Raw genomic sequence first — 24835 nt, 5'->3', positions numbered from 1 at the left:
CCTATTGCGTTTTCCAAAATCGTTTACTAGCTTTCGCCTATGATCCTAACACCTCGTCTTCAATTATTACCATGTACCCTGCAGTACTTCGAAGCACTGTTACAGGGGGAAGAGGTATTGGGTGAACTGCTCGACATCCATATCCCCGAATCCTGGACAGAATTTCCAGAAGTAATACTCGTAGCATACGACAAACTCCGTAACGATCCTTCCATGTTGGGCTGGTTCTTTTACCTGGTAATACACCAGGAAGACAAATGTCTCATGGGCGCCGGTGGTTTTAAAGGCCGCCCCGACCGTCACGGTGTTGTTGAAATAGGGTATGAGATCTCTTCCGACTACCGGGAGCAGGGATATGGCACGGAGTTGACCCAAGCCCTGGTACGCTTTGCGTTTAATCATTCGTATGTGAATAAAGTCATCGCACATACAGAAGAAGAATATAATGCCGCTGTAAAAGTGCTGCAGAAATCCGGGATGCACTTTGTCGGAGAAGCCCCGGAACAACTGTGGCGATGGGAAATCTCCCGGGAAGAATATCTTATTCAAAGCGTTGAGTAATAGTGTTCCTCCAATAAATTCCACAATCGGGCAACCGGATATTTGTATTCCTTGTTACTGCAATCTATTGTTATCCCCGCTCATCATTCTTTCTCCTTTGAAAATGGCGGTTTTAACTTAGATTCGGCCGGTTATATTATAAAACAATCTGTAAAAGTCAACAAAATCAACACCATGAAGAAATGGGCGCTATGCCTTGCCGTGTTCTGTTCAACAGCGGCGATCGCACAAACAACCAATAAAGAAGGAAGCAACTACAAATTCACAGTTATTAAGAACCTCGATGCAGGGGATGTGGAAAACCAGGGTGCCACCGGTACCTGCTGGTCTTTCTCCGGATTGTCTTTCTTCCAGGCGGAAGCTCTGCGTATAGGCAAGGGTAAGAATATCAACCTCAGTGAGATGTATGTAGTGAGAAAGATGTACCCACTGAAAGCCTCTAACTATGTACGTATGCATGGTAAGGCCAATTTCGGTGAAGGCGGCGGATTCCCTGACGACCTGCTTTGCCTCCGTGAATATGGTCTCGTTCCACAAAGCGTATATGATGGCAAACGTGTAAAGACATATAATCATGCTGAAATGACCGCCATCCTGGATGGTATGGTTAAAAAGATCGGTGCTACCGAATCTACCATCAATCCTAACTGGAACAAAGCCGTTGATGGTGTACTGAACGCCTACATCGGAGATGCTCCTGAAAAATTTGAGTACGAAGGCAAGAGTTATACTCCTCAAACATTTGCAAAGGAACTGGGTCTCAATGCAGATGATTATGTGATGGTAACCTCCTTCACTCACCACCCATATTACCAGCAGTTCGTACTGGAAGTTCCTGATAACTGGAACTGGGACAAGATGTACAATGTTCCTCTGAACGACCTGACCACTATTGCTGAAAATGCGATCCAGAATGGTTATACCATTGCATGGGCTTCTGACGTAAGTGAAAAAGGTTTCAACTTCGCGCAAGGTCTGGCTATCGTTCCCGATGTTGCCAGCCTGACTCCTGAACAATTAGGAAAAGCGTTCACTGAGCCGGTAAAGGAATTAACCATTACTCCGGAACTTCGTCAGCAGGCTTTTGATAACTACGAAACACAGGACGATCATGGTATGCATATCGTAGGGATGGCGAAAGATGCCAACGGAAAAGTTTTCTTCCGTGTGAAGAACTCCTGGGGTACTGCCAATCCTGGTAACGGATATTTCTATGCTTCCGAACCGTTCTTCGCTTACAAGACCACCAGCATTATGCTGAACAAAAAAGCAATTCCTGCGGATATTGCGAAGAAGCTGGGGATCAAACAATCTTAATTTTCTTTACTCTTGATATTAGCGGCTGTCTCGTTTTTCGTGGCAGCCGTTTTTTATTCCCGTCAAGATTCTCTGAAAGTCATGCTCGGATCTTTATTGATATGCTCTTTTCAAGGGGGTAGTGCGGATAGATAGACATACTGCTTCGGTTTCAGGAAGGGATCGCGATCGGCGCCTCTCCGGTGGGATGGCTATTAACCTTTTTCAAGCGTATGAGTTGTGGAATATTTATTTGACTGCATCAAGCGTATCCCGAAGAGCCGAAGGCCCGCGACTCCCTTCCTGAAATCATCGTATCCTCACCCTTAAACACTTAAAAAAAGAGGCCTCAAACACATACTTGACGAAATCAAACAATAGACGCTGTGTGCTAATTTGAACCTTATTTTAAGGCCAGAAAATCCGCAGGAATGAGTACAAAGCAGAGACGAAGAATTGGAGTATTAGCACTTAAAAAAGAGCGCGTATACCGGCCAAATATTTGATTGACAGAAGCAACCAATTTAGTTGACAAAGTCATTAATAATCGGCAAAATCAACTACTGCATTGAATAGTAGAACATTGGGATCACTTTCCCTCCAGTCGCTGCGCCTCCTGGTAACTGCCCAATCGTACCTTCACAGGTAACTGCGTTTGCTTCTCCCAATTCCACTCCTTTTTGCAGAAAAAACCGAAATGTTGCTGGTAATAACTATTCGCAGCAAGAGGCAGTTTTGCCTCCGGTAAGGTACGGTTATCGGTAACCTGGAAAGAGGATAAATATGCCGGCGCCGCCACCTCTTTTTTGTCAGTAAACCACAACTTGCTTGACTTAGTCAACGGATAAAGCGGCGCTACCGCTATCCGCGTCTGCGCAGATAGATGCGTCAGGCAAGTAATTAACAGTAATCCCAATATGGACGCCATTTTCTTCATAATCAATTCATTTAAAAGTTCTAAACCAATGCTTCCCAACTGCCTGCACCTTCCCTGATCAGTTCCGGCTCATCACCGGTACAGTCTACGACCGTAGAAAAGGTCAGTCCTCCCAATCCTCCATCCACAACGATATCCACGATCTTACCAAACTTCTCATGTATGATCTCCGGGTCCGTGTATTCCTCCACGTATTTGTCAACGGGAAGAGAGGTACTCATCACCGGGTTGCCCAGTTCTTTAACTATCGCCCTGCATATATTATTATCCGGTACACGGATACCTACCGTATCTTTTTTCTGCTTTATTATACGGGGTACTGCCCGGCTGGCAGGCAGAATAAATGTATATGGACCCGGCAACGCTTTCTTCAGCATACGGAAAGTGGGGGTATCCACACTCTTTGCATAGTCTGACAAATGACTGAGGTCATAACAGATAAAAGAGAACTGCGCTTTGGCCGGGTTAATATGCTTGATCTGACAGATCTTTTCCACCGCCTTGTGCTGACAGATGTCACACCCCATACCATACACGGTATCGGTAGGGTAGATGATCACGCCGCCATCTTTCAAACACTCTACGATCGTTTTCAAATGTCGCGGGTTCGGATTGTCCGGATGTAAGGTTAAGAGCATATCACAAATTTACGAAAGTCCTGTGGGAAGCAGCCCCAATTTCCAGGCCAACACGTTTTCCACATTAAATAATCTTACTATCTTTCCAGCCAATTTGCAAAACCAATCTGGATGAACTTAAAAGGGATTGTTCCGAGAACCTGGAGACGGCTGAAAAAGATTGCACTCATTCTATTCATTGCTCAATTCGTTTACATCATAATATTAAAATGGGTCAATCCTCCGATCACCCTTACCATGATCTCCTCCTGGTTTAGTCTCATCGGAACGGATAAACATTTCCATAAAAGCTGGGCAGATTATAATGAGATCTCTCAACATGCCAAGCTGGCCGTACTGGCTAGCGAGGACCAGCTATTTCCTGATCACAATGGTTTTGATTTTAAGTCTATTGAGAAGGCCATGAAGCATAACCAGAAGAGTAAGAAGATCCGTGGGGCCAGTACCATCAGCCAGCAGGTAGCCAAAAATGTGTTCTTATGGCAGGGACGCAGCTGGATGCGTAAAGGCCTGGAAGTCTATTTTACGTTTATGATCGAAAAAATATGGGGGAAGGAAAGGATCCTGGAAATGTATCTGAACGTCGCTCAGACAGGTGATGGCATCTTTGGGGTTGAAGCTGCCGCACAACAATATTATCATAAAAGTGCAGCGAGCCTGAATCGTGAGCAAGCCGCCATGATCGCTGCCTGCCTTCCGAATCCTATAAAGTATACAGTTAATCCTCCTTATCGTGTCACAGCCTATCGTCAGCGAAAAATATTGCAGCAGATGCGTTTCATTGCGCCTGATCCGGATATCGCTGAACTGGTGAGCAGCAAATAATAGTTACGACTTATCCTGTTTTTACTTTTTCAGCAGGTTATCCACAGCGGCTACCGCCGATGATTTCCTTTCTTCAAAACTTCCTTTGATCTCTACCCAGGGTGTTCCTGATGCAGTTACGAGATCTTTGTAAACACTATAAAAATATTCCCGCATCTTGGGGTCAGGGTATTCTCTCAGCGGATCTTCTTCCCAGGGAATGTCAATATAAGTGAGCAAATACAGATCGTAATGACGGGTTTTTATCTGCTCAACTATCCAGGGGTCAGTGGTCTTGTATTTAAACTCACTCCAGAAATTGATCACATGCAGGTCTGTATCGCAGATAAGCACTTTGTTGGCTCGTGCTGCCTGCTCATCTTCTAATGCCAGTTGACCTTTCGCTATTGTTAGCAGATCGTGTTGTTCATAGGGCCGGGGTAACTCCTCCAGGTACTGACGTGCATACTCGGGTACCCATACCGTTTGGTAATGTGTTGCCAGCTGCTCACTCAGTGTACTCTTTCCGGTTGACTCCGGCCCTATAACAACTACTTTCAACATATACTAATATACTTTTCCTGCTTTATCTACTTAGTACTTAACGCTTTCTATTTTGCCAGTCCTGCCGCATGTTGTTTCTGCCAGATCTTCTTCCAGCTGAAATACCCCAACACGGCGACTATGAACAGGAATATCGTCAGTATAGCTGTAGGCAATAAATGTTTATGGAACAATAAGGGGATAGCTACCAGGTTAGATACATTCAGTACCAGCCAGTTCTCTATCTTCCGCTTCGCCAGCAACCACATTCCGCTGCAGGCAGTGGCAGAAACAAATGCATCTATCAATGGAACGTCCGAGTTGGAGTAGTTCCTGAGCAGGTAGGCGAAAAGGCCCCAACCGATAAGCGTTATCAACACTGTTATCGTCCAATCTTTGCGCGTAGCCCATTCTACCGGTGTTTCCGGGTCGCTGTCTCCTTTTTTAGCCCAATGGTACCAGCCATATACGCTCATGATAAAATAGTAGACGTTCAATGTCGCCTCTGCGTATAAACGGAATTGTTCCCTGGACAGGAGATAAGCATAGATCCCTGTGCTCACCAATCCCGTAGGGTACAGCCATATACTGTTCTGTTTACTGCAGATCACACTGATGGCGCCGAATAATGCCGCCACTATCTCCAGCCAGCTCATTGCATGTATTCCTTCCTGTAATCCCTGATATAGTGCATCAAAATTCATGTCCCAAATTTATACCGTCTTATTTTTCTCCTAATAAACAACCGGAAACATTCCAGGCGCTGAAACTATTTCCTTCCCGCTCTCCTAATGGGATAGCCACCTTAAAGGTATGCACACCCGGTGTCAGATCGGGCAGGGGAATAGTTATCGGCTCTGTTACACCTCCCGGACACCAGTTGGAACGACTCAAGTCAGAAGAGGAGAGACCGTTCACGAAGTTACCTGTCGACGGATTTGACAAGCGGAAGTTACCGCAGTCAGTACGCCATGGAATAAAATGATATACTCTCTCTCCATCTACGAAGATCTCGTTCAGCTTCTGGTTGAACTCATCTCCACCTCCCCAGCCACCGTGGCCGGTAGTGGTATAACGCATACGAAGGTTCTTCAATCCTTCAGGGATGTTTACCGTCACTTCAAGCGAGTCTTTCCCGAACATGGTGCCGTATTCCTGGTCTGCCATTTCCATCAGGTTAGTGGTATTGAATACCGGCATTACCCAGTCTTCTTTTTTTATTTCTTTCTGATCATTGTCGGCGGGATAGTACTTCAGGCGCAGGCTCACTTTATGGCCGCCCTTGTCGTAGTTTCCGATATATATTCCCAGCCATACTTCTCCCTGTAAACGAGGCAGTAATTCAGTGATGTCCTGGCGGTACACAGCGGAATCAGCCCATTGGTAACCTTTTATTCTTGTCTTTTCATTATAGAACTTAACCCCAAACGGTGTGAAAAAGCGCATCAGTTCCAGGGTGGGCAGGTAGCTATCCGTTGCTACGACCCCACGGTATTTCCCATGATAAGCAGGCAGTTCTTTCACTCCTTTTTTCAAACCATCCAGGAAAGAGGTCTTCTTATCTACCGGGATCACAAATACTGATCCGGTACGGTCGTAAGCATCTCCGTTCGATTGTTCCGCTACTTCTGCAAAGAGGGTCACATTGGTGGTTTCCGGCAGTTTCACTTTTTTGAGAATAACGGTTCCTCCTGCATAGTGGTAAGTAACATTCTCCTGATCATTTGCCGGATCATTGAACTTATTCCCCCAGCTGATCTGTTCCTGGTTAAAAATGTTCAGGGTCGTAAACCTGTTTTCGATCACCTGCCGAAGGTAAGTGGCATCGTCCACCATGGTGCCCATGGCTACCGGCCATTTGAGTTCTTCATTCCTAACATTACGGAGATCAACTTTTGTAGCAATATATTCGGATGTGCCATTACGCAATGTCCTCAATATCAACCCCAGCCCAGGTCCAAACTCTAAAACCGGCGTTGCTTTTACCTGCAACGCATCAGTATACCATATCTCAATAGTATTGGAGCGGACCCTTACTTTAGCCTTCTTACAAATATATCCCAACACAGTATCTGTACCGGGCAGCAACTCCGGCTTGTCATAGTCGGCGAACGCTTTTCTGAATGCCAGCTGTTCCCCTTGTTTGCCGGTAATAACCTGATAGGTTGCCTTTCCTTTGTTGTCCAGGAATTTCCGTTCTTTCTGTGCAACAGCATTGAGCGGCTGGTAGCTGACTTTATCTCCCTGGATGAACAATTTCAGGCCTCCCTCCGGAACATCCTTTCCATTATATTTAAATCCATAGGTGATTTCGGCCCCAGGCTTTCCGCCTCCTGACTGTGCCTGTATACCTCCGGCGATCACCAGGGTCAACCAGAGCAATGTATATTTTTTCATAAGTATAAAGTGTTTCGGAATAATGGCTAAAGATATAGCAGGGACAATAAAAAAGCACAGTCAAAAGACTGCGCTCCTTTTTTAACACTATCATTCTCTCAACTATGGCTTATTCTGCTTCTGCCACCACTTCCTTTACTTCCGGGATCATACGCTTCATCATGCCTTCAATGCCGGCTTTCAGCGTAATCATGGAAGAGGGGCAACCTGAACAGGAACCCTGCAGCATCAATGTCACAGTACCGTCGTCGTAATCTTTAAATTGAATTGCACCACCATCCATTTCTACTGCTGGTTTAACGTAGTTTTCAAGTAATTCCTTGATACGTTTTACCACATCAGTATCGTCTGCACTTACTTCGTTGCTGGCGGTATCTTTAGTCACCACTATTTCCTCTTCGTTGATAACGGGACGGTTATCTTCCAGATATTCCTTCAGGAAGGATTTTATAGTAGGTATAATGTCGTTCCAATCAGTGTCAGGAGTCTTTGTCAGGGTAATAAAATTAGCCATAACAAAAACGCCCCTTATGAACGGAAAGCTGAACAGCTCAACGGCCAGTGGAGATGGCTTCGCGCTGGCCTCATCCGGAAAATCGATGTGCTTACCAGGATACAACAGTTTGTTAGCCACAAACTTCATTGTTTCCGGGTTTGGCGTCATTTCCGTATATATGCTGATAATGGGATTGCCTGTTTTAATCATGGTACTCTAAACTTTTTGATGGAACAAAGGTAGCAACTTTCGTCCACATACCCAGTAGGATCAGCTGTTTTCCATATCGAATTTTACAATAGGGATATAGACGTTTTTTACTTCACATGTCTTTTTTGCCCGGTTTGTTGCCAATCCGGCACCGTTTGTGCTGCATAATGACCTTCATGACCAGCAGCCTTTTACATAGGGTTGCTTAAATGAATGGTTTTGTTATTTTCGCAGTTTTTCAGGTCTTAACCTACATACTAGATGGTGAAGTATATATTGGGAGTTGCGCTGGCAATTGCGGGCATCTTCAGCCAGGCCAAAGCACAACTGCCACCCAAAAGGGAATTTCGTGCGGTATGGATTGCCACGGTGGAAAATATTGACTGGCCTTCCAGGAAAGGTTTGCCGGTAGAAATACAGAAACAGGAATTTATTAACCTCCTCGATAAACAACAGCGTAACGGCATGAACGCCGTTATAGTTCAGGTCCGTCCTGTAGCTGACGCTTTTTACGATTCTCCTTTCGAGCCCTGGTCAGAGTATCTGAGTGGTACCCAGGGTGTTGCGCCAAATCCTTATTATGACCCGCTCCGCTTTATGCTGGAAGAGACCCATAAACGGGGAATGGAGTTTCACGCCTGGTTCAATCCTTACCGTGCAGCTATCAGCGCCAATCGGGTTACCGCCAATCACATCACCCGTATGCGTCCCCAATGGTTCGTCAACTTTGACGGCAAGAAATACTTTGATCCGGGTGTCCCCGAGGTACGGGAATATGTAACCCAGATCATCCGGGACGTTGTTCGCCGCTATGATATTGACGCTGTACACTTCGACGACTATTTCTACCCATATCCTGTTCCTGGAAGAGATTTCCCTGATTACAGCTCGTACCGCCAGTATGGCCGTAACATGCTGAAAGACGACTGGCGCCGCTGGAACGTGGATACCATTATCCAGATGGTAAGCAAAATGATCAAGGAGGAAAAGCCCTGGGTGAAGTTCGGGATCAGTCCTTTCGGCATCTGGCGGAATAAAAATAAAGACCAGGACGGTTCTTACTCAACAGGCCTTTCCAATTACGACGATCTGTATGCCGATGTACGCAAATGGCTTCAGAACGGCTGGATCGACTATGTGCTGCCACAGCTGTACTGGGAAAGAGGCCACCGCGTAGCTAATTACGAGTTGCTGCTCAACTGGTGGGCGCAACATGGTTACGGGCGCAACGTATACATTGGTCATGGCGTGTACCGCATCCGAAGTAATGCCGCCTGGAACCTCCCGTACGAACTGCCCATACAGATCACAGAAGCCCGTACGCTTAACACCATTCAGGGAAGTGCCTACTACAGTGCAAAGTCCTTTAATGGCAATCCTTTAGGATTCGAAGACAGCCTGCGCAATCACTTTTACCGCTATCCGGCCTTACGTCCTGCCATGCCCTGGATAAAGCTGCCGGCTCCGCTACCGCCTTATTTCATAGACGCATTTGAAAGAGCGGACGGCCTACACCTTTACTGGGCTGACGATGACACTTCCGGCCGCACGCAACAGTACGTATTGTACCGTTTCAATGCCAGTGAATCCATCAATCTGAATGATCCTACTAAGATCCTGGCCATCATACAGCAGATGCCTGATCCCCAGTTCATAGACTACTCCTATGTAAAAGGGAATCTTTACACATACGTTGTGACGGCTTTGAATCGCCTGCAAACGGAGAGCTGGGCTAGCGATCCGTTATACATGAAGAAGTCAGGAAAGAAAACATTATTCATGTTCGATCCCGAACCGGTCAACAGATATCAATAATATTATCCACAAAAAAAGCGGGGAGTCAGTTAAACTGGCTCCCCGCTTTTTTATGTTTGGCGATCTGTTATTTATATACTGCCTGCACTGGTTTACCTACCGCGCCATTCGGCATCTGGATATGCAGCATGGCCGCAATGGTAGGCGCTATATCAGCCATACTCACCACGTCGTTGCTGGCGCCATGTTTAACGTGCCAGCCCATGAACACCAGTGGCAGATGGGTGTCGTACGGATTCCAGTTACCATGCGTCGTGCCCTTACTTGAGCCCGAATACCAGCCTGGTTCAGGAATAATGGCCACAGACCCACAACGTTTAGGATTATAGCCATTGGCGATCATTGTTTTGATCGGCTCGGGCACAGGACTATTTCCGAGGTTATCCACATCCGCCGCAAATTGAACTCCCGGCAGCGTTTGCAAGTATTGGACCGTTACTTTCTTTATCGCATCGTAGTCGAGCTTTTGCTCGGAGATGGTTTTCAGATCAAAACTGATATGATAGTTTTCCCCGCTCTTTGCCAGCTTGTCCACTCCAAAGCGCTCCTTCAGCAATGTGTTCAATCCGGTCAGCATCTTTCCGTCCGGCAACCCCGAAGGGATCTGATGTTCTTTCATAAACCCTACAGAGTTGGCCGCGCCATGATCTGCCGAGAGGAATACCAGGTAATTACCTTTACCCACTTTCTGGTCCAGGTAGCGGAAGAACGCTGACAGATCCTTATCCAGGCGCAGGTAAGTATCTTCTACCTCGATGGAATTAGGTCCGTATTTATGCCCTACATAATCTGTTGATGCACAGTTGATGGTCAGGAAATCTGTTACTGTATTACTGCCCAGCTTATACCCTTCAATCGCCGCTTTGGCGAACTCCAGGGTGAGCGTGTTGCCGGAAGGAGAGGTGCGCAGGCTGCCTTTATCCTTCTGATAAATGTCCTGCATGTTGTGTGGAAAAGTCGGCGTTGTTTCTCCGCCGAAAGTGCCTTCCCACGACTTGTTATCTTCTGTACTCTGGATGTAGGTGTTGATCGGGTACAGCGTCTCCCAGGATTTTGACATCATTTGCGCCGGCAGCTTACGGGCATTGAATGTCTTCGCCCATTCCGGCAGGTCCTGCATATAAAAAGAGCTTGTTACAAAACTCGCATTGCTGTCGTCCAGCCAGAATGCGCCGTTGGCAACATGTCCTGCCGGCAGAATGGATGCCCTGTCTTTCAGGGACACACCCACTACTTTAGAGCGGAAGTTTGTAGCGATCCTTAATTCATCAGTAATTGTAGAAGCGAGCAGGTTACGGGGAGACATTTTCCCTGCGTCAGAGGTTGTACCTACCGCCTGTACAGTAGTATCTTCCGTGCAATACCAATGGCGGCCAGTCACCTGGTCCGTCCAGTCGTTGCCGGTAATACCGTGAATAGCTGGCACGGAGCCGGTATAAATGGTGCTATGTCCTACCGCCGTAAAAGACGGTAAATGAGTGATGAACGTATTTTCACAGGAGAAGCCTTCGGTCAGCATACGTTTGAAGCCACCTGCTTCGTAACGGTCATAATACCTGTAGAGGTAATCCCAGCGCATCTGGTCAACAACGATACCGACTACCAGTTTGGGCCGGTCTACCGGCTTCTGGGCCGAAACAACAACTGTCTGAAACATAGCGCCGGTAAGCGCCAATGCAGACAGCGATTTACATATTTTTCTCATGATAGATAATTTCCACAATAAATAAGACCTGATTACTAACGCCTTCGGTTATTTAAGGTTGTTAAATTATCTATCCTTTCAAAATTTAAATTGTATAAATATTACCAACGGGGATATATCGGGATAAAACCCGTGCATTGATAACATGGGATTGGCGCCGTATCGTTAACCGGGGGATATTACATTATTAACCCAGGGTTTGCACCCAGGGCGCACAACAGGGGACTCCTACCGGAGTCCTATTGTGTTTTGTTTGATTGACGATTATTTCTTCGACGCTTGTTCGACGGCTCTTCGACGCTTGTTCGACGCTTCTTCGACCAAAGCAAAAGAGGCCTTTTTTTAGAATCCTGCGTCCTTGAAACGTACCGGGTAATCTGAAATGATACCATCAGCCCCCATTCCCTTCAACTTCTTCATTTCTGCCGGGTCCTGCACCGTCCAGGGTACAACCTGGATCTTTTTGCTGTGACAATGCGCTATCAGTTCAGGTGTGATATATTGATATGCCGGGTTATAGAACTGTGGCGTAAAGCCCAGCAGGTCAAGTTGTTTCGCCGGATTGATCTCCTTATCAGATACCAGGAACCCAAGCGCGATCTGTGGATATCTTCTGTGGATAACCTGCAGGGGACGGGCATCAAAAGACTGAATAATGAGGCGGTTGCCCAGGGGTAGTAAATTCTTTACCGCCATCAGTTTGTCGATGTATTCTTCCGGTGCCGGTTGTTCTGTTCCATCTGTTTTTGCAGATGATTTTATTTCCAGTAAATAAAATACCGGCGGTAAATGGTGCGCCTTTGTGTAGGCATCTACTGAATCGATCATTTCAGACAGGAGAGGAGCGTGTGTCTTTACCCGTTGTTGTTCGGGGAACTCCGGATAAGGCTTTTCTCCTATCACAAACTCGCGGATACGGCTGTACTCCATTTTATAGAAAATGTAATCGTTCCGGGATTCCTTCGGAATGTCCGACCCATCGGGCATAGTGGTATATGCCGGGTTGAAAGAAGGATCATGATATACTACTACCTGTCCGTCTTTCGTGATATGCACATCAAATTCAATGGTGTTGGCGCCGGTCTCTATGGCCTTGATCATGGATGGAATGGTATTTTCCGCCATCAGGCCACGGGTGCCTCTGTGTCCTACTTTATAAAAAGCAGGCAGTGGCTGTTGAGCTGTCATCGGTTTTGTGGTTTTACAGGCTTCCATACCTGTAGCCGCCAGCAGTAAGCCTGCGGCGAGCATCGCTTGTTGAAATGGTTTCATCGTTTAACTTTTTCCGGCTGTTAAAGTACTATCCTGTATATGCTTTTTCTATCCGGGCAATGTTAACTGATCATTAATTTGCCACCGGCTGTAAATATAGATACAGTGCTGCCGCAATAGCCGCCCCAATAAGCGGGCCAGCTACAGGTATCCAGGCATAATCCCAGCCGCTGCCCTGTTTGCCTTTCACCGGCAGCAGTGCATGCATGATCCGTGGCCCCAGGTCCCTTGCCGGATTAATAGCATAACCAGTTGTACCTCCAAGAGATAACCCAATAGCCAATACCAACAGGGAAACGGGCAAAGCCCCCAGAGAACCCATTCCTACAGGTGTTTTCTCTTCTCCCAGTTCAGCTCCGGTAAAGTAAAAGATGGTGAACAGCAACACAAAGGTGCCGATCACTTCACTGCTGAAATTGCGCCCGTCGTTCCGGATGGCTGGTGCTGTGCAGTAACAGGCCTGGATCAACCCGGGATCGGCAGTAGCGTCCATATGGTCTTTATAATGGAACCATACCAGAAAGGAGCCAGTCATGGCGCCCAGTAATTGGGCTATAATAAACAAGGGGACTTGTACCCAGGCAAACTTACCTGCTATGGCCAAAGCCACTGTCATAGCAGGGTTCAGGTGAGCGCCACTGTAAGGGGTGGCTACCACCACACCTACAAATACAGCCAATGCCCAGCCGGTCGTTATCACGATCCAGCCGCCGCCATTGCCTTTTGTCTTATTGAGGATCACATTTGCCACTACGCCATTTCCCAGCAGTATCAACAACATGGTTCCCAGGAATTCTGCTAATAAAGGGTGCATTGAATAGTTATTTTATCAGTTTGTCATTGGTCGTGGTGCGGAATTACAGACCATTCCACGAAAGGTCTTACTCTGTTACAACGGCATCTTCCTGGACAGAGAATTTTGCCCAGGCCTTCACTGCTTTCACCGCATGGCTCCAGCCTTTGATCCACTTATGCACATCTTCGTCCTTGCCTGCCGGAGTAAAAGAATGGTCAACCTGCCACTGGCGGGCTATTTCTTCCTTATCCTTCCAGAAACCTGTAGCCAGCCCAGCCAGATATGCGGCCCCCATAGCTGTTGTTTCGGTGACTTTAGGACGGATCACTTGTGTATTAAGGATATCTGCCTGGAACTGCATGAGCAGGTTATTATTAGTAGCGCCGCCGTCTACACGCAATTCTTTGATGCTGATACCGGCGTCGGCTTCCATCGCTTTCAGTACCTCCATCGTCTGATATGCGATGCTCTCCAGGGCCGCCCTTGCTATATGCGCTGACGTTGTTCCCCTTGTCATTCCCACAAGCGTTCCCCTGGCATGCTGCTCCCAATGGGGTGCACCCAGTCCGGCGAAGGCAGGCACAAGATACACGCCGTCATTATGTGTCACTTTTGCGGCCAGTCCCTCCACCTCAGAGGACGAGCGGATGATACCCAGGCCATCCCGCAGCCACTGTACTACCGCACCCGCAATGAAGATGCTGCCTTCAAGCGCATATTCGACTTTGCCATTTATTTTCCAGGCGATCGTAGTAACGAGGTTGTTCTGTGAAATGATCGGTTGCTCCCCGATATTCATCAACATAAAACATCCGGTACCATAAGTGTTCTTCACCATGCCGGGACTTGTACACATCTGCCCGAACAAGGCCGCATGTTGATCGCCCGCAATACCTGCAATAGGAATGGTTACAGAGAATATGGTCGGCGTTGTTTCTGCGATCACTTCACTGGACTGTTTTACATCCGGCAACATGGAGGCCGGAATATCAAACAGCGACAACAGTTCTTCATCCCATTGCTGTGTATGTATATTAAATAACATCGTACGCGATGCATTGGTAATATCGGTAGCGTGTGTTTTCCCTTCCGTCAGGTTCCATACCAGCCAGGCATCTACGGTACCGAATGCCAATTGGCCTCCGGCGGCCTTTTCCCTCGCGCCTTCGACATTTTCCAGGATCCATTTCACCTTCGTGGCAGAGAAGTAGGCGTCTATAACGAGGCCGGTTTTCTCCCGGATCATCTGTTCATGACCTGCCGCTTTCAGTTCATCACAATAGGCAGCGGTTCGCCGGTCTTGCCATACGATGGCATTATGCACAGGCTTTCCTGTACGGCGGTCCCACACGATGGTGGTCTCCCGCTGATTGGTGATCCCGATCGCCGCAATGTCTGCTCCTTTCAGTCCGGCTTTGGCAACGGCTTCCGCCGCAACGCCCAGCTGACTTGACCAGATCTCGCTGGCATCATGTTCTACCCATCCGGGAGAAGGGAAAATCTGTCTGAATTCTTTTTGAGCGACGGATACAATGGCGCCTGCCTTATCAAAAATGATCGCCCTTGAACTTGTGGTGCCCTGGTCGAGCGCCAGGACGTACTGGGTTATTTCCTTTTCCTTCATATAGCTTAACGTGGTATTTACGGGTATGGAACTATGATTGACGTTGTTTGTCTACTGTTAATCAAGCAGATAATTCTCCGCGATATCGGTAAAGGTATCCAGTTGCTGCTGTTCCCATATCTTATCTTTCCCCAGCTCCGCCGCCACCAGCGCAACAACAGTAGGGGCCATTTCAATGGCAGCACGGGCGTCGAGCAACAAGGCACGTAATCTTCGGGACAATACATCATCCAGGGTGCGGGCCATTTCCTCCCTCACGGCCCAGACTACCTGTGCCTTAATATACGGAAGTCTTGGATGCAGTTGTTCAGCTAAAGCCGGTTCTGATTTAATCAGCGCATTGATATCATTGGTATCGCTGCCATATACATCCAGCGGAGCCGGAGCCAGTGGCGCTGTCGTATATCCGTGGATGTGCAGATGTTCTGTTTCACAGGGAGCTGCCGCCAGTCCGCCGCCGGAAGAGGCAATCGCCACATCAACTGTGTCTTCTGCCATTTTGCGGAAGGTGGTCCATTTGCCACCGGTAATTGTTATAAGCCCCGAAGCCGCCGTAATGATCTTATGGCTGCGGGATATTTCCTTCGTACTGTCAGTATCTTTTTGTGGCGCCGCCAATGGGCGTAAGCCCGCATACACGCTCAGTACATCGGCGCGGGTAGGGGCTTTCTGTAAGTAACTGCCCGCTGTTTGTAGGATGAACTGAACTTCTGTATCCAGCGCCTGCGGCTCCAGGCTGTGATTATTCAAAGGAGTATCTGTAGTGCCTACCAGCACTTTTCCATGCCAGGGCAAGGCGAAAAGCACACGCCCGTCGGCCGTTTTCGGGATCATTAGTGCGCTGGAGCTATTCAGGAAGGAAGCGTCCAGCACGAGGTGTACGCCCTGGCTGGGGCGGATGGTAGGCCGGGCGCCGGGTTTATCCATTTGCAGCACATCGTCAGCGAATACACCTGTTGCGTTGATCACTATCTTAGCTTGCAGCTCATATGTCTCTCCTGTTTCCAGGTCGGTAGCGGCTACCCCGTTTATTCTTCCATCTTCCGCTTTCCGTAAACTTGTCACTTTGAAATAGTTCAGCAGCACTGCGCCCTTTTCAGCCGCAGTCTGGGCAATATTCACAGCCAGGCGGGCATCATCAAACTGTCCGTCATGATATACGATGCCTCCCTTCAAACCTTCACGGCGTATAGCCGGTAACGCATTGATAACCTTTTGTTTTCCAACAACCCGGGATGGTCCGAGGCTGAGCCTTCCTGAAAGGAAGTCATATAATTTCAGGCCGATACCATAGAATGGCCCCTGCCACCATTTGTAATAAGGGATAATGAATTCCTGGTCATGCGCCAGGTGAGGAGCATTTGCCAGCAACAATCCTCTTTCGTGCAAGGCTTCTTTTACCAGGCCCACGTCTCCCTGTGCGAGGTAACGTACACCACCATGCACCAGTTTTGTGCTACGGCTGGACGTGCCTTTGGCGAAATCCGATTGCTCCAGCAGCAGCGTCCGAAAACCCCGCTGAGCAGCGTCCATGGCTATTCCAAGACCGGTAGCGCCACCGCCGATCACAATAATATCCCAAACGACTGTAGCCGCATTGCCTATCTGTTGTTTAAAGGTTAACCTGTTCATTGCGAGGAATATGCTTTAATTTTCTTTTAAATAGTTTCAGTTTATTTCATTCAATGCAGGAAAAAAAACTGTTGGGAGCTGGCAGTCCCGTAAGCCGAAAATAAATGTTTTGCGGCTTCCTTTTCAGGAAGTTAATGCATAAACTGGCATTTATACATGATATTCTTCATTTTTTACTAAATATTTATTTTGATACAATGTGATAAATTCAACAACATGAAAGTACTTTTGTAACGAATTGGAAGAAAGTATAGGCGTATTTGTTCCAAAGCTGTTTTTAATATGTAATACTTTTTTCTACAACTGCTAATTTTTTGCTCATATGTCAATGATCAATATTGCGGAAAGACACAAGTTCATTCTTGATCGTTTAGCCGAAAAAGGGTATGTGAATGTGGTGGACCTCTGCAAAGAACTGGATGTTTCCGGTGTAACCATCCGTAAAGACCTCAAACTGCTTGAAGATAAGTCCCTCTTATTCCGTTCACATGGGGGCGCTACCGTTAACAATCCGTACATCAACGATAAACCTGTTAATGAAAAGGAGAAGCTGCGCAGGGACGAAAAGAACAATATTGCCATCGCTGCAGCGGCTATGATTGCCCCGAATGATGCTATTATCATTTCTTCGGGAACAACCGCACTCGCTTTGTCCAGGAATATTCATCCGAAAGGACATCTGACAGTGATCACCCCGGCGCTGAACGTAGCGCAGGAGCTGCTGCGTCATCCGGAGATCGAAGTATTGCAGCTGGGAGGTATTGTGCGCAACAGTTCTGCTTCTGTAACAGGCACTTATGCGGAAAGGATCCTTGCAGATTTTTCCTGCAGCAAATTGTTCCTGGGACTGGAAGGTATTGATATCGAGTTTGGCCTGACCACCACGAATCTCCTGGAAGCGCAACTGAATCAGCGTATGGTGGCTGCCGCACAGAAAACAATCGTGCTGGCGGATTCTTCAAAGTTCGGCCGCCGCGGTTTCGGAAAGATCTGTGATCTGGAAGATGTGGATGAGATCATCACGGATAGCGGTATCTCTGCACACATTGTGAAAGCGCTGGAAGAGATGGGGATAAACGTCACTATCGTTTAATTACTAACAGATTATATTATTTCTTCCCGGATTATAATGGGTGCAGTACCCATTATTCCCGAAGCGAAGGAACCATTATATATTTTTTGGGGGAGGAAAGATACCTCCCTCTTTTTTTTGCCCTCTAACGTCGTACGCCTCTGTCATATTGAGGCGTCTCCATATGACCTTATTCCGCTGTAGTGCGCTGTCCTGCAAACCAGTACCGTCCGTCTGTTCACAGCCCAACCGTATACAATAAAGCCGTTAGCCTGAACAGGGGGGACACTCCCGTACTCTCCGGGCATGTTCCATTGTTGAAGCGCTTAACCGGACACTGCCAATCCAGATAACAGCCTTCTTGCTATTTTCAAGATCCTCTTATAGAGAAATATATCAACGTACATAGCATTCATCCTTAGAGCATAACAAAATATACTTTTTGCAATAGTGCTGTAAGGCCGCTACTATAGGGTATTTGGTGAGATGTCCCATATATAACCCATATATGACCCATATATAACCCATATATATCCCATATTTAAGAGGTATGGAATATATATGGGTTATATATGGGTTGATGATGGATTATAAATGAGTTATAACTGTGAAATTGCCTTTGCTGAATGACTGTCTGACCTTTATATGAGCATAGAATGACCGATAGAGGGGAAGTACGTCGCCTGTAGCATAGAGATAATTACCGGAGATCGTCATAAATCTTCCGTACAACACATTAAACATTTTTGCCAGTTCAAAATCCGGCTTCAGGCCCAAATACGGGCACATATCAGCAGCCCACTTATTTAATTCTAACGAATGCCTGTACTTTTTTAATCTTTTCTAAATTTTTGGGGTTATACAAAAGCTTTCGTAAAAAATACCGGTTTCCTTTAGTATCTTTATACCGTTCCCGATAAAATTACGGTACCTCCAGCCGCCAGAGTAAGCGGGGAAGGTGTGCCAAAAGGTCAAAAAATCTAAACGAATGCAAGAAGTGAAGCAATTGCAAGGACTGTATCACCCGGATTTTGAGCATGATGCATGCGGAACAGGCTTTACAGCCCATATTAAGGGCCGTAAATCGCATCAGATCATCCGGGATGCGCTGACCATGTTGGAAAACATGGAACATCGCGGTGCATGTGGTTATGAGCAAAACACCGGTGACGGGGCTGGTATCCTTATCCAGCTGCCACACGAGTTCCTGTACGACGAATGCCTTAAGATAGGCATTAGCCTCCCTGAATTTGGAAAATACGGGGTAGGCATGATTTTCTTTCCGAAAGAGCCTCGCTGGCGCGAAGAGTGCCGTGAGATCCTGAACCGGGCGGCCGAGAAACTGGGATTGGAAATACTGGGTTACCGTAAGGTACCGGTACGTCCTGACGGCATTGGTGAAGGCGCCCTTTCTGTTGAACCAGAAATTGAACAGGTATTTATTGCCTGTCCATACCACATTACGGACAATGACACCTTTGAGCGTAAACTCTTCGTGCTGCGTAACTACGTTTCTAAAACCGTTCGCAACACCGTTCCGAAAGAGAAAGCGCTGTTCTATATTCCGTCCCTTTCTACAAAGACTATTGTATATAAAGGTCAGCTAACAACTTACCAGGTACGTCATTATTACGCTGACCTCAGCGATGAGAAGATGGTATCTGCATTTGCACTGATCCACTCCCGCTTTGCGACCAACACTTTCCCTAGCTGGCGCCTGGCTCACCCTTACCGCTATATTGCGCACAATGGTGAGATCAATACCCTGAAAGGGAACCTGAACTGGTTAAGAGCAGGAGAGAAGGACTTCGTTTCCAAATACTTCTCACAGGAAGAAATGGATATGTTGCTGCCACTCGTGGAAGAAGGCCAGTCTGACTCTGCCAGCCTGGATAACGTAGTGGAACTGCTGATGCTGACCGGCCGTTCTCTCCCTCATGTTATGATGATGCTGATCCCGGAAGCCTGGGACGGTAACGAAGACATGGACCCGGTGAAGAAAGCCTTCTACGAATACCATGCTTCCCTCATGGAACCATGGGACGGTCCTGCATGTATCTCCTTCACTGACGGTAAGATCATTGGTGGTACCCTGGACCGTAACGGTCTGCGTCCTGCCCGTTTTGTCATCACTAAAGATGACCGCGTGATCATGGCGTCAGAAGCTGGCGTACTGCCGATCGATCCGAAGAATGTAAAAGAAAAAGGCCGCCTGCAGCCTGGTAAAATGTTCATCGTGGACATGGAACAGGGCCGTATCATCGGCGATGAGGAGCTGAAACAGAACATCTGTTCCCAGCAACCTTACGGCGAGTGGCTGAATAAATATAAGATCCGCCTGGAAGAACTGTCTGAACCACGGGTTACTTTCACCCACCTGGAACATGATCAGATCTTCAAATATCAGCGCGCATTCGGTTATTCTACTGAAGATCTTTACACCATCATCGCGCCAATGGCACTGGATGGTAAAGAACCTGTAGGTTCTATGGGTACAGATGCTCCGCTGGCCGTTTTAAGTGATCAGCCGCAGCACCTGACCAGCTACTTCAAACAGCTGTTTGCACAAGTAACCAATCCGCCAATTGATCCGATCCGTGAAAAGCTGGTTATGTCTCTTGCTACCTATGTGGGTAACAATGGTAACCTGCTGGACGAAGATCCGCTACACTGTCATGGTCTGGCGCTTCGTCACCCGATCCTGACCAACTTCGAACTGGAAAAGATCCGTAGTATAGATACCGGTTTATTCCAGGCCAAGACCCTCCACACTTATTTCAGAGCAGACGGTAAACCCGGCTCTCTGGAAAAAGGTCTTCAGCGTCTGTGCCGTTATGCGGTAGATGCTGTGGAAGATGGTTTCGAAGTGATCATCCTGTCCGACAGGGCGATCGACTCAGAACACGCTGCTATGCCTTCACTGCTGGCTGCATCTGCCGTACACCACCACCTCATCCGCAAAGGATACCGTGGCCAGGTAGGGCTGATCGTAGAAGCAGGGGACGTATGGGAAGTGCATCACTTTGCCTGTTTGCTGGGCTTTGGCGTAACCGCCATCAACCCGTACCTGGCACTGAGCACTATCCGTGATATGAAACTGACCGACAAACTGGAAACTAACCTGGATGTAGATAAACTGAAAAAGAACTACATCAAGGCAGTATGCGACGGTTTGCTGAAAGTATTCTCTAAAATGGGTATCTCCACCCTGCAATCTTATCAGGGTGCACAGATATTTGAAATATTAGGTATCAACCGTACCGTAGTAGATAAATATTTCACTGGCGCTGTATCCCGTATACAGGGTATGGGCCTGGATGAAATAGCCCGCGAAACACTGGCTAAGCACTGGATGGGATATGGCCGTAAGGAAACTCCTGTTCAGCGTTTAACAACCGGCGGTATCTACCAGTGGAAGAGAAAAGGAGAGTTCCACCTCTTCAATCCGACCACTATCCACCTCTTACAGTATGCTACCCGTATGGGCGATTACAGCATCTTTAAGAAGTATTCAAAATCAGTGAACGACCAGAGCGAGAAAGCAGCCACCCTGCGTAGCCTCTTCTCCTTCAAACGTACACGTCCTTCTGTTCCATTGGAAGAAGTTGAATCAGCTGAAAGCATCCTGAAGCGTTTTGCTACCGGTGCAATGAGCTTTGGTTCCATCTCCCACGAAGCACACTCCACACTGGCTATCGCAATGAACCGTATCGGTGCGAAAAGCAATACCGGCGAGGGTGGTGAAGACGAGATCCGTTATGAAGTGCTGCCTAATGGCGACAGCATGCGTTCTTCTATCAAACAGGTAGCAAGCGCACGTTTTGGTGTAACAAGTAACTATTTAACTAACGCGGACGAGCTCCAGATCAAGATGGCACAGGGTGCTAAACCTGGAGAAGGCGGACAGTTACCTGGTCATAAAGTAGATGAATGGATCGCAAAGGTTCGTCACGCTACACCAGGTGTTGGTCTGATCTCACCTCCTCCGCACCACGATATTTATTCCATCGAGGACCTTGCTCAGCTGATCTTTGATCTGAAAAATGCTAACCGTGCCGCACGTATCAGTGTAAAACTGGTATCTAAAGCAGGTGTTGGTACCATCGCTGCCGGTGTTGCCAAAGCAAAAGCGGATGTAGTACTTATTTCCGGTTATGACGGTGGTACAGGTGCATCTCCGATCAGCTCTATCAAACATGCAGGTTTGCCATGGGAACTGGGTCTGGCCGAAACACACCAGACACTTGTAAAGAACAAACTACGTAGCCGCGTAGTGGTACAAACTGATGGTCAGCTGAAAACAGGCCGTGACATTGCAATCGCCACACTGCTGGGTGCAGAGGAATGGGGTGTAGCAACTGCCGCACTGGTAGCTGAAGGATGTATCATGATGCGTAAGTGTCATCTGAATACCTGTCCTGTAGGTGTCGCCACCCAGGACCCGGAACTGCGCAAGCGCTTCAACGGTGACGCTGAGAATGTAGTGAACCTCTTCAAATTCCTGGTAGAAGAATTCCGTGAGATCATGGCGGACCTGGGTTACCGCAAAGTAACCGAAATGGTTGGCCAGGTAGACAATCTTCAGGTACGTGAAAACCTCACTCACTGGAAATACAAACAACTTGATCTGTCTCCTATATTATATAAAGAACCAGCTGCTGAAGAAACAGGGCTGTTCAAACAGGAAGATCAGGATCATGGTATCGGTGAAGTGATCGACTGGCAGTTGCTGAAAGCAGCGCAGCCGGCACTGGAGAAGAAATCACGTGTATTCCAGCAGTTTAATGTAAAGAATACCGACAGGGCAGTAGGAACAATCCTCAGTAACGAAATATCCAAACGTTATGCAGGTCCTGGCCTTCCGGAAGATACTATCCACTACAAGTTTGTTGGTTCTGCCGGACAAAGTTTCGGTGCTTTCAATACGAAAGGTGTAACACTGGAGCTGGAAGGAGAAGCGAACGACTACTTTGGTAAAGGTCTTTCCGGTGCGAAACTGATCTTGTACCCATCTCCTGAAGCAGGCTTTAAAGCGGAAGAAAACATTATCGCAGGTAACGTTGCCCTTTATGGTGCAACCTCCGGTGAAGCTTACATCCGTGGTAAAGCTGGTGAACGTTTCTGTGTACGTAACTCTGGAGCTACCATCGTAGCAGAAGGCGTTGGCGATCACGGTTGTGAATATATGACAGGAGGTAAAGCAGTGATACTGGGTGAAACCGGCCGCAACTTCGGTGCGGGTATGAGTGGCGGTATTGCTTATATATATGATGTAAAAGGTCTTTTTGCAGGACGTTGCAATAAGGAGATGATCGATCTGGATCCGCTGGACCAGGCAGATGCAGCCGAACTGCAGGACCTGATCACCAAACATCATGCATATACGAACAGTACTGTGGCGAAATTCATACTGAAAGACTGGGAAAACCAGCTGCGTCACTTCGTGAAAGTGTTCCCGAAAGAGTACAAAGCTGTACTCAGCGCGAACAAAGCAGGTGCACAGAAAGTAGGGAAGTAGTAACATTCTAACATCTAAGAAAAGAGACAAATGGGCAAACCAACAGGATTCCTTGAATTTACACGGGAACTGCCGGGCAAAACTCCTGCAAAGGAGAGAGTCCAACACTATAACGAATTCGTGGAGAGATATTCAGAGTCAAAACTGAATGAACAATCTGCACGCTGCATGAACTGTGGAGTTCCATTCTGTCACAGCGGCTGTCCGCTGGGCAATGTGATCCCCGAGTTCAACGACGCTGTATACCAGAAAGACTGGAAAGAAGCTTATGAAATATTGACCAGCACCAACAACTTCCCGGAGTTTACAGGACGTATCTGCCCTGCACCGTGTGAAAGTGCTTGTGTACTGGGTATCAATCAGCCTCCTGTGGCTATCGAAGAAATAGAACGTCACATTATAGAGGTAGCTTTCGATAAAGGTCTGGTACAGGCTAAAACACCAAGAGTACGTACTGGCAAAAAAGTAGCTGTGATAGGCTCTGGTCCTGCTGGACTGGCTGCTGCCGCTCAGTTGAACTATGCCGGTCATAATGTGACTGTATTTGAAAGAGACGATGCTCCGGGTGGTTTGCTGCGTTACGGTATTCCTGACTTCAAACTGGAGAAATGGGTAATAGACCGTCGTATCAAACTGATGGAAGAAGAAGGTGTCGTATTCCAGTGTAATGCAAATGTGGGTGTGAATGTAAGTGTGAACGACCTGCTTCGCGAATACAATGCGATCGTACTGGCGGGTGGATCTACTATTCCGCGCGACCTGAACATTCCTGGCCGTCACTTCCATGGCGTACATTATGCAATGGACTTCCTGAAGCAACAGAACAAACGCGTAGGCGAACGTCCTGTTTCCGGTCATGATATTATGGCAACCGGCAAGAATGTTGTAGTAATAGGCGGTGGCGACACCGGCTCCGACTGTGTAGGTACTTCCAATCGTCACGGTGCAATAGGAGTAACCCAGCTGGAACTACTGCCAAAACCTCCGGGAGAGCGTACAGAATATATGCCATGGCCTACCTATCCAATGGTACTGAAAACATCCTCTTCTCACGAAGAAGGTGCGGTACGTCACTGGGCTATAGGTACCAAAGAGTTTGTCGGAGACGAAAAAGGAAACCTGAAAGGGTTGAAAATAGTAGCCCTCGAATGGGCCCTGGGTCCTGATGGCAGACCAGGCGGCTTTAAAGAAGTACCAGGTAGCGAACAAGAGATCCCTTGTGAACTGGCCTTCCTGGCAATGGGCTTCTTACATCCTCAACATACCGGCCTGCTGGACGAACTGGGTGTGGAAAAAGACGAGCGGGGCAATGTGAAAGCCGGTGAAAGAGCATACCAGACATCCATACCAAAGGTATTTGCTGCCGGCGACATGCGCCGCGGACAATCCCTGGTAGTATGGGCAATCAGTGAAGGACGTGAATGTGCAAGAAAGGTGGACGAGTTCCTGATGGGTGCTTCACAACTGGAAAGTAAAGATCATTCTTTGCAGGCTTTGGCAGTTTAATAACGCCAAGCCT

General features: G+C 47.5%; 18 protein-coding genes. 7 read left to right on the top strand and 11 right to left on the bottom strand.

Annotated features, from left to right (window positions below; genetic code table 11):
- The first annotated feature begins 39 nt into the window (after window positions 1-39).
- A complete protein-coding gene (locus C7475_RS11225) occupies window positions 40-561 on the top strand; it encodes a GNAT family N-acetyltransferase (RefSeq protein WP_110053445.1) in 522 nt (173 codons plus the stop codon).
- A 174-nt stretch (window positions 562-735) separates the two neighbouring features.
- Window positions 736-1878 (top strand): aminopeptidase C, encoded by a 1143-nt coding sequence (locus C7475_RS11220; RefSeq protein ID WP_110054039.1) that lies wholly within the window; start codon window positions 736-738, stop codon window positions 1876-1878.
- A 568-nt stretch (window positions 1879-2446) separates the two neighbouring features.
- Here the strand turns inward: C7475_RS11220 and C7475_RS11215 are convergent.
- Both C7475_RS11215 and C7475_RS11210 read right to left on the bottom strand, forming a co-directional pair.
- Complete coding sequence (locus tag C7475_RS11215) at window positions 2447-2794, bottom strand: hypothetical protein (protein WP_146217523.1); 348 nt, start codon at window positions 2792-2794, stop codon at window positions 2447-2449.
- Window positions 2795-2814: 20 nt separating this feature from the next.
- The gene (locus C7475_RS11210; protein ID WP_110053443.1) at window positions 2815-3432 is read right to left on the bottom strand and encodes an L-threonylcarbamoyladenylate synthase; all 618 of its coding nucleotides are present in this window, start codon (window positions 3430-3432) and stop codon (window positions 2815-2817) included.
- A 111-nt stretch (window positions 3433-3543) separates the two neighbouring features.
- Between C7475_RS11210 and mtgA the strand changes: the two genes are divergently transcribed.
- On the top strand, window positions 3544-4257 hold the full coding sequence (gene mtgA / locus C7475_RS11205) for a monofunctional biosynthetic peptidoglycan transglycosylase (protein ID WP_110053442.1): 714 nt from the start codon (window positions 3544-3546) through the stop codon (window positions 4255-4257).
- Between the two features lie 21 nt (window positions 4258-4278).
- On the opposite strand, the gene C7475_RS11200 is transcribed toward mtgA, so the two are convergent.
- The 4 genes from C7475_RS11200 to C7475_RS11185 form a co-directional block, all read right to left on the bottom strand.
- Entirely contained in the window at window positions 4279-4800 is a 522-nt protein-coding gene (locus tag C7475_RS11200; RefSeq protein WP_110053441.1) for an AAA family ATPase, read from the bottom strand.
- 47 nt (window positions 4801-4847) lie between these two features.
- The gene (pnuC, locus tag C7475_RS11195) at window positions 4848-5483 is read right to left on the bottom strand and encodes a nicotinamide riboside transporter PnuC (RefSeq protein ID WP_110053440.1); all 636 of its coding nucleotides are present in this window, start codon (window positions 5481-5483) and stop codon (window positions 4848-4850) included.
- 19 nt (window positions 5484-5502) lie between these two features.
- Window positions 5503-7176 (bottom strand): PNGase F N-terminal domain-containing protein, encoded by a 1674-nt coding sequence (locus C7475_RS11190; RefSeq protein WP_233259821.1) that lies wholly within the window; start codon window positions 7174-7176, stop codon window positions 5503-5505.
- A gap of 109 nt (window positions 7177-7285) precedes the next feature.
- Window positions 7286-7882, bottom strand: a complete 597-nt coding sequence (locus C7475_RS11185; protein WP_110053439.1) for a NifU family protein — start codon at window positions 7880-7882, stop codon at window positions 7286-7288.
- Between the two features lie 261 nt (window positions 7883-8143).
- Here C7475_RS11185 and C7475_RS11180 point away from each other — a divergent pair, with 261 nt between their 5' ends.
- A complete protein-coding gene (locus tag C7475_RS11180) occupies window positions 8144-9697 on the top strand; it encodes a glycoside hydrolase family 10 protein (protein WP_110053438.1) in 1554 nt (517 codons plus the stop codon).
- 67 nt (window positions 9698-9764) lie between these two features.
- Here C7475_RS11180 and pafA read toward each other — a convergent pair whose 3' ends face one another.
- From pafA to C7475_RS11155, 5 genes are all read right to left on the bottom strand, one after another.
- Window positions 9765-11402 carry an alkaline phosphatase PafA gene (gene pafA, locus C7475_RS11175; RefSeq protein WP_110053437.1) on the bottom strand — a complete coding sequence of 546 codons (1638 nt, stop codon included), beginning with the start codon at window positions 11400-11402 and terminating at the stop codon, window positions 9765-9767.
- 342 nt (window positions 11403-11744) lie between these two features.
- A complete protein-coding gene (locus C7475_RS11170; protein WP_199236211.1) occupies window positions 11745-12674 on the bottom strand; it encodes a glycerophosphodiester phosphodiesterase family protein in 930 nt (309 codons plus the stop codon).
- A gap of 73 nt (window positions 12675-12747) precedes the next feature.
- Window positions 12748-13488 (bottom strand): MIP/aquaporin family protein, encoded by a 741-nt coding sequence (locus tag C7475_RS11165; RefSeq protein WP_110053436.1) that lies wholly within the window; start codon window positions 13486-13488, stop codon window positions 12748-12750.
- 67 nt (window positions 13489-13555) lie between these two features.
- A complete protein-coding gene (gene glpK, locus C7475_RS11160; RefSeq protein WP_110053435.1) occupies window positions 13556-15094 on the bottom strand; it encodes a glycerol kinase GlpK in 1539 nt (512 codons plus the stop codon).
- A 57-nt stretch (window positions 15095-15151) separates the two neighbouring features.
- Window positions 15152-16726 (bottom strand): glycerol-3-phosphate dehydrogenase/oxidase, encoded by a 1575-nt coding sequence (locus C7475_RS11155; protein ID WP_110053434.1) that lies wholly within the window; start codon window positions 16724-16726, stop codon window positions 15152-15154.
- A gap of 322 nt (window positions 16727-17048) precedes the next feature.
- Between C7475_RS11155 and C7475_RS11150 the strand changes: the two genes are divergently transcribed.
- From C7475_RS11150 to C7475_RS11135, 3 genes are all read left to right on the top strand, one after another.
- The gene (locus C7475_RS11150; RefSeq protein WP_110053433.1) at window positions 17049-17819 is read left to right on the top strand and encodes a DeoR/GlpR family DNA-binding transcription regulator; all 771 of its coding nucleotides are present in this window, start codon (window positions 17049-17051) and stop codon (window positions 17817-17819) included.
- Between the two features lie 967 nt (window positions 17820-18786).
- On the top strand, window positions 18787-23316 hold the full coding sequence (gltB, locus tag C7475_RS11140; protein ID WP_110053431.1) for a glutamate synthase large subunit: 4530 nt from the start codon (window positions 18787-18789) through the stop codon (window positions 23314-23316).
- Window positions 23317-23346: 30 nt separating this feature from the next.
- Window positions 23347-24822 carry a glutamate synthase subunit beta gene (locus tag C7475_RS11135; protein WP_110053430.1) on the top strand — a complete coding sequence of 492 codons (1476 nt, stop codon included), beginning with the start codon at window positions 23347-23349 and terminating at the stop codon, window positions 24820-24822.
- The last annotated feature ends 13 nt before the right edge of the window (window positions 24823-24835 follow it).

This window comes from Chitinophaga sp. S165, from assembly GCF_003182155.1.
Classification (GTDB): domain Bacteria; phylum Bacteroidota; class Bacteroidia; order Chitinophagales; family Chitinophagaceae; genus Chitinophaga.
This window is presented reverse-complemented; position numbering and strand designations above follow the sequence as displayed.

What these genes read in the sequence shown, in the direction of transcription:
- C7475_RS11225 (WP_110053445.1), top strand. Translation starts at nt 40, where the DNA reads ATGATCCTAACACCTCGTCTTCAATTATTACCATGTACCCTGCAGTAC.
- C7475_RS11220 (WP_110054039.1), top strand. Translation starts at nt 736, where the DNA reads ATGAAGAAATGGGCGCTATGCCTTGCCGTGTTCTGTTCAACAGCGGCG.
- C7475_RS11215 (WP_146217523.1), bottom strand. Translation starts at nt 2,794, where the DNA reads ATGAAGAAAATGGCGTCCATATTGGGATTACTGTTAATTACTTGCCTG.
- C7475_RS11210 (WP_110053443.1), bottom strand. Translation starts at nt 3,432, where the DNA reads ATGCTCTTAACCTTACATCCGGACAATCCGAACCCGCGACATTTGAAA.
- mtgA (WP_110053442.1), top strand. Translation starts at nt 3,544, where the DNA reads ATGAACTTAAAAGGGATTGTTCCGAGAACCTGGAGACGGCTGAAAAAG.
- C7475_RS11200 (WP_110053441.1), bottom strand. Translation starts at nt 4,800, where the DNA reads ATGTTGAAAGTAGTTGTTATAGGGCCGGAGTCAACCGGAAAGAGTACA.
- pnuC (WP_110053440.1), bottom strand. Translation starts at nt 5,483, where the DNA reads ATGAATTTTGATGCACTATATCAGGGATTACAGGAAGGAATACATGCA.
- C7475_RS11190 (WP_233259821.1), bottom strand. Translation starts at nt 7,176, where the DNA reads ATGAAAAAATATACATTGCTCTGGTTGACCCTGGTGATCGCCGGAGGT.
- C7475_RS11185 (WP_110053439.1), bottom strand. Translation starts at nt 7,882, where the DNA reads ATGATTAAAACAGGCAATCCCATTATCAGCATATATACGGAAATGACG.
- C7475_RS11180 (WP_110053438.1), top strand. Translation starts at nt 8,144, where the DNA reads ATGGTGAAGTATATATTGGGAGTTGCGCTGGCAATTGCGGGCATCTTC.
- pafA (WP_110053437.1), bottom strand. Translation starts at nt 11,402, where the DNA reads ATGAGAAAAATATGTAAATCGCTGTCTGCATTGGCGCTTACCGGCGCT.
- C7475_RS11170 (WP_199236211.1), bottom strand. Translation starts at nt 12,674, where the DNA reads ATGAAACCATTTCAACAAGCGATGCTCGCCGCAGGCTTACTGCTGGCG.
- C7475_RS11165 (WP_110053436.1), bottom strand. Translation starts at nt 13,488, where the DNA reads ATGCACCCTTTATTAGCAGAATTCCTGGGAACCATGTTGTTGATACTG.
- glpK (WP_110053435.1), bottom strand. Translation starts at nt 15,094, where the DNA reads ATGAAGGAAAAGGAAATAACCCAGTACGTCCTGGCGCTCGACCAGGGC.
- C7475_RS11155 (WP_110053434.1), bottom strand. Translation starts at nt 16,726, where the DNA reads ATGAACAGGTTAACCTTTAAACAACAGATAGGCAATGCGGCTACAGTC.
- C7475_RS11150 (WP_110053433.1), top strand. Translation starts at nt 17,049, where the DNA reads ATGTCAATGATCAATATTGCGGAAAGACACAAGTTCATTCTTGATCGT.
- gltB (WP_110053431.1), top strand. Translation starts at nt 18,787, where the DNA reads ATGCAAGAAGTGAAGCAATTGCAAGGACTGTATCACCCGGATTTTGAG.
- C7475_RS11135 (WP_110053430.1), top strand. Translation starts at nt 23,347, where the DNA reads ATGGGCAAACCAACAGGATTCCTTGAATTTACACGGGAACTGCCGGGC.